Genomic DNA, 6,172 nt, shown 5'->3' with positions numbered 1-6,172 from the left:
TGACCGTATCAGTAAGCATTTAATCTAAATGGCAGTTACACAGAATTCGGGATGGTCTCTAACAATGTTTAGCGCCTACTAGCGAACGTTTTTCTTTACTTGTGAGTCGTTATATATTGATTTCTAAAAAGTTACTTAAGCTCAGTATTGCAATAATCTTGCCAAACAATTGCAATAATCTTGCCAAAAACTGCTCTTGAAAAGTCAACTTAACGCACTCATCTAGGCGCTAACGTTATATAATGGTCTGTTTTATCCATCGACCTAGCTGACAAGTTGGGCGTTGCTGATAGCTTCAATGACCAGCAACTTATTAATGAGTTTGAGCTATTAATTGACTAAATCCTTGTGTGATTGTTTGTGTGATTGCGGCCTGATTCATTAACTATCTATTTTCTTATCATCTGAGTACAAAAGACATCGCCTTATGACTATCTCTATCGCTTCATTGCACAGCACCGAATTTGCCGTTGGTCAACGTTATTTATCTGATACGGAGTCTGAGCTTGGCTTGGGTGTGGTCATCGACGTCGATGATCGCTGTGTGCATATCCTATTTCCGCAAAGTGAAGAGACGCGCGTCTACGCCAAAAATTCTGCGCCGTTATCGCGCGTGGTGTTCAAAGAAGGCGATAGCATTTCTGACCAAGCCGGTAATACCTTTACGGTGACAGCTGTCGAAGAAGTGATGGGCGTGCTCAAATACAGTGTTGATGAGCATGAAAAAGGCATTATGGAAACCCGTTTGGCGGCCAATATTACCTTGGCTAAGCCGCTTGAGCGTTTGCTGGCTGGTCGTATTGAGCGTGGCGATTGGTATGAGCTGCGCCAAGATATTCTGCGTATGCAATCAGCGCTAGCGGGTCACCCGCTCAAAGGTTTGATGGGCGCGCGCGTCGATATTATTGAGCATCAGCTGTATATCGCCCATGAAGTTGGCAAACGTATAGCACCGCGTGTCTTGCTTGCTGACGAAGTTGGCTTGGGTAAAACCATTGAAGCGGGTTTGATTATTCATCAGCAGCTACTGACTGGCAAAGCTGAGCGCGTCCTAATTCTTGTCCCAGACAGTTTGCAGTATCAATGGATGATTGAGCTGCGTCGCCGTTTTAACCTAAACTTTGCCTTGTTTGATTTGGTACGTACCGCTGCGATTAAGGAGCACGACCCTGAGCAAAACGTCTTTACGACCGAGCAATGTATCATTGCTGGTATGGACTTATTGCTCGATCATCCTGATTTGTATGACCAAGCGATGGAAGCGGGCTTTGATTTATTGGTCGTCGATGAAGCGCATCACCTGCATTGGGATGAAGCGCAAGGCGGCAATGATAAATATGACCTCATTGCTGACTTTGCCGAAGAAACACCGGGCGTCATGTTGTTGACTGCAACGCCAGAGCAGCTTGGCGCCCAAAGTCACTTTGCCCGTCTGCGTTTGCTTGACCCTGATCGCTTTGATGACCTTGATGAATTTATCGATAGCCAAGAAGCTTTTGCCGAAACTGCCGCCGTTGCCAGTGTCTTAATCGAAGATAAACCGTTAAGCAACGGTCAAATCACGGCATTAAGTCATTTGCTTTCTATTAGTATCGATGAATTGGCAAACATTAATGACGACGAAAAACTGCGTACTTATGCGCTCAATGAACTCCTTGACCGTCATGGTACGGGACGTATTTTATTCCGTAATACCCGTGAAAGCGTCAAAGGCTTCTACGGGCGTAGCAGCCAGCCGTATCCATTGCCGCTACCTGCAGCATGGGTCGATAGCTATCAAACCAAGGGTAAATTGCGCGAACAACTTTGGGGCGAAGAAAATCAACCCGATGGTGGCTGGCTAGAAGATGACCCGCGGGTGCCGTGGTTGATTGATATCTTAAAAGGTGAGCTTAAGCATAAAAAAGTGCTGCTGATTGCGCGGAGTGGTGCGACGGTCGAAAGTTTAGAAGCCGTCTTACGTCTGCATGCTGGTATTAAAACCGCCATCTTTACCGAGCAGATGACCTTACTTGAGCGTGACCAAGCGGCGGCGTTTTTTGCTGACTCAGAGGGCGCACAGATATTACTCTGCTCAGAGATTGGTTCGGAAGGTCGTAACTTCCAGTTTGCAAGCCAGCTGATATTGTGGGACCTGCCTGCCAATCCAGATACGTTAGAGCAGCGTATCGGTCGCCTAGACCGTATCGGGCAGACACAGCAAATTATGCTGCACGTACCGTATGTACAAGGGACGGCGCAAGAGCGACTGTACCGCTGGTATAACGACGCGCTCAATATGTTTAATCAGATTTCTCCAACGGCGCAAAGCGTACAAGAGCAATATATCCAAGAGCTAAAGCCGATGCTTGAAGGCGCGGATACCGACGCTAACCGCACCACTTTGCAGGAGATTATCGAAGAAGCACAGCAAACGCGCTTGGGACTAGAAGCACAGCTACAAGCCGGTCGCGATCGCTTGCTTGAGTACAACTCATGCCGTCCGCGCGTTGCTGGGCGTATTGCCGATGCCATGCATGATTTTGATAAACACAATCTATTGCCGCAATTTATCGAGCGCTTTTTTGCTTCCGCCAATATCGACCACAATATCCAGCGTGATGGCTCATGGGTGATTGCGCCGATTGATAGCACGGAAATTAGCGATTATATCGACGGTCTGCCGCTCGGTGATGAGGATGGTATGACGCTGACCTTTGAGCGCAAGCAAGCGCTGCAGCGTGAAGATATCGAATTTATCACCCATGAGCATCCATTGATGCGCGCGATTTATGAGCTAGCAAGTACCAGCACTTTTGGGAATACCACCGTTGCGATGCTAAAGAGTGTCGCCGTTCCACAAGGTATGGTGATGCTAGAAGTGAATTTTCGCGTTGAAGCGATTGCGCCAAGATTGCTTAATCTGCCTGCAACCCTGCCGACGCAAAATATTCGTGTGTTTATCAGTGAGCAGGGCAGTGATTTATCCGCGCGTATTAGCAGCGATATGATTATGCCGCATATTGAGCGCTTGGATAAAAACCGCGCCCGCCAAGTGATTAAGGTACGTGGCGATGTGATTGAGCAGCGTTATTATGAAGCCGAAGATATTGCCCGTCAACAGCTAGAAGACATTGGTGAACAAGCAAGCGCGCGCTTTAGCCAACAGTGGTCACGTGAAATCAAACGCCTAAAGCATTTGCAAACCATCAATCCTAACGTGCGCCCAGAAGAGATTGAGCGTCTAGAGCAGCTAAAAGCCCAAGGTGAGCAAGCACTAGGCAATTTATCGCTGGTTCCAGACTCTATTCGCGTGTTGGTCGCTGTAAAGCCATAATATAAAGTTAAATAAAAAGCGAGGTGTCTCATCATCTCGTTTTTTATTTATGTTTGTGAGCTTAGATGCTGCTTGTTTAGATAGCTACTTGTTTAGATAATTACTTGCTCATTATTGTTAAGCTAATAAAGCGTTAAACCGACTCGTAAGGCGGCGACTGCCTAGTCAAAATCTTTAATATTCGCTAAGATGATTGGCTTTTCGCTTTATAATGAGTGATTGCTAATCATTTTACTAGCTATTTATTTGGCGTTCTCAGCGTTATGTGGGTGTTTATCGCAAACTATAATAGTCGTGCCATAACAGTTTTAAAATGAACCTACTATACATATTATTTTAAATTAAAACGCCGCATTGGCTTAAGCCTATCGTATTGATACGCTTGACCCTTGAGTGCTTATATCTCAATGCTTGGCGTGATTGATCAAAATAAGGAAACCTATCGTCATGTCTGATTATCCGCAACTGATCGATGAGCTGCTCGCTACCGTCGCGCTTATCGAAGTCAGCCCTGATGTTTTTGAAGGTAAAAGCCACGATTATGTGGGCAGTCGTATTTTTGGCGGGCAAGTGCTGGCGCAAGCAATTATGGCCGCATCGCATACGCTCGAAAAAGACAAACCTTGTCATTCGTTGCATGGTTATTTTTTGCGCGGTGGCGATATCAATCAGCCGGTGATTTACCAAGTACGCCGCCTGCGTGATGGTCGCAGTCTGTCAGCGCGTGAAGTCACGGCAATTCAGTATAAAGAAGTGCGCGGTAAAGCGCCTGTCGAGCAAGTGATATTTTCGATGATTGCTTCGTTTTCACCGATGGAAGAGGGTTTGGAATATCAAGAAGATATGCCCGTGTATCCGCCGCCAGAAGACTTGCTTGATGAGCAAGATTTAAAAGAGCAGTATGTTGGAAAGGTTCCTGATGCCCTAAAAGCGCGCTTTATGCGTCATCGTCATGTCGAGATTAAACCGATTAAGCCGCGTGATCCGATTCATCCAGAACCGATGAAACCCAAGCAAGCAAACTGGCTGCGTATCCGTGAGCTTGGCAAGCAGCCTGTGGCCATTCAGCAAGCACTATTGGCGTTTTCGTCTGATTTTTACTTGGTCGGTACGGGGCTGATGTCACATGGGGTCAGCTTTATGACCAGTGGCTTGCAAGCGGCGAGTATTGATCACTCGATGCATTTTCATCGTGATTTTAATTTAAATAATTGGCTGCTATATGACATGTGGAGCGACACCACATCTAATGCCAAAGGCTTAAATCACGGTCAGTTTTGGCAAGATGGTCGATTGGTAGCGACGGTACAACAAGAAGGCTTGATGCGCTTGCGGGTGCCCAAATCTTAAGTTTTTTGTAGGTTATAAATGAAAAAAGCGACTCAGAATATATTTTGAGTTGCTTTTTTTACAAAGGTTACTTGGTTGCCCTAACTTATTGTTCCAAAATCTTAACCATCGCGCGCGGTAATCCAAGCGTTGCCTGCGCATCTTTAGCATTTGACCAATTTATATTAATTTCTGCTGCTTGCAAGGCTTTGGTCAAATCAGCCGTTTGCTCATTCGTTAAAGTCAGTGACTGCGGCGTTAAATACCAATGGAAATGCGTTAGTGAGTGTTTGATAGGCGCGTCATCAAGCAAGGTTTTATTAATGGGCGCGGCTGCTATATTAAGCTTATCTAACCATTCATTGATAATTTGCTCAGCGGTAGTAAATTCTGCTTCATAGACTTTTTCATTGCTAGCAACTTTTAATCGTTTATCATCGCTGGCTTCTGAATTTTTAGCAGTTGTTTTGCCACTTACTTTACCGTCAATTTTCTCAACAAATTGCAAAGGCAAACTCCACAATCCACCCCAAATACCATTGTCAGGACGCTGTAGCCACAGTATTTTGCCGTCCGTATCTTTAATCAATAGCGCATTGCTAAACTTGCTTGGCTTGGGCTGTTTTTTGGCTTTGACTGGATAATCGGTCTCGCGACCCTGCGCATGGGCAATACAATCCTCTTGCAGTGGGCACAACAGACAAGCAGGCTTGCTACGCGTGCATAAGGTTGCACCCATATCCATCATGGCTTGTGCAAATAATCCTGAATTTTCCCTAGGCGTTAAACGCTCTGCCAACGCCCACAGCGCTTTGGTCGTAGCAGACTTAGTAATATCACCATCGATAGCCGCCCAGCGGGTGAGGACGCGCTTGACATTACCATCACAGATAACGCCATAACGATGTAGCCCCATTGCCATAATCGCGCCAGCGGTCGACGGTCCAACGCCAGAAATCGCCTCCCAACCTGCTAGCGTCTGCGGAAAGTCGCCCGTCTCATCAATCACTGCAACCAATTGCTTTGCGCCTTTATGCAAATTACGCGCCCGCGCATAATAGCCAAGTCCTGCCCAATGCTCCGCCACCATATCCCATTCTGCTGCGGCTAAATCTTGCACCGTGGGAAAGGATTCCATAAAACGGGCAAAGTAGGGCAGCACCGTGGTCACTTGTGTTTGCTGGAGCATGACTTCTGATAGCCAAACAATATAAGGGTTGGGCGTGTCAGTTTGATGCTGTTGCCAAGGTAAATCGTGGCGACCGTTTTCAGCGAACCAATCAAGTAGGCGGGGGGCGAGGGAGTTAAGGGAAGTAATAGAGTGGCTAAAGATAGTGTTAGGAGAATTAGAATTGGCGTTTAGTTGGGTCATAGGCTCTATTATTTAATTTTTTAAGGTAAGTAATTATATCTTATATGAGTATATTCAATGGTTTAGCTTTTTATGGTTTATCGTGAGTATTTTAGACCGTTGTTCTGTCGTAGCTTAATACTTTTAGCTTTTGCCACAGGTAGATATTATTGAAG

At 45.9% G+C, this 6,172-nt stretch carries 3 protein-coding genes; 2 read left to right on the top strand and 1 reads right to left on the bottom strand.

Going from position 1 to position 6,172, the window contains the following annotated elements:
- Positions 1-427: 427 nt before the first annotated feature.
- Entirely contained in the window at positions 428-3,316 is a 2,889-nt protein-coding gene (rapA, locus tag JFC07_RS10345; protein WP_198328996.1) for an RNA polymerase-associated protein RapA, read from the top strand.
- 447 nt (positions 3,317-3,763) lie between these two features.
- Positions 3,764-4,666, top strand: a complete 903-nt coding sequence (locus JFC07_RS10340; RefSeq protein WP_198328995.1) for an acyl-CoA thioesterase — start codon at positions 3,764-3,766, stop codon at positions 4,664-4,666.
- 85 nt (positions 4,667-4,751) lie between these two features.
- On the opposite strand, the gene mutY is transcribed toward JFC07_RS10340, so the two are convergent.
- Positions 4,752-6,017 (bottom strand): A/G-specific adenine glycosylase, encoded by a 1,266-nt coding sequence (gene mutY / locus JFC07_RS10335; protein ID WP_198328994.1) that lies wholly within the window; start codon positions 6,015-6,017, stop codon positions 4,752-4,754.
- Between the last annotated feature and the right edge of the window lie 155 nt (positions 6,018-6,172).

The organism is Psychrobacter faecalis (genome assembly GCF_016107575.1).
Taxonomy (GTDB): Bacteria; Pseudomonadota; Gammaproteobacteria; order Pseudomonadales; family Moraxellaceae; genus Psychrobacter; species Psychrobacter faecalis.
The sequence above is the reverse complement of the archived record's forward strand: the minus strand, read 5'-3'. Positions and strand labels throughout refer to the sequence as shown.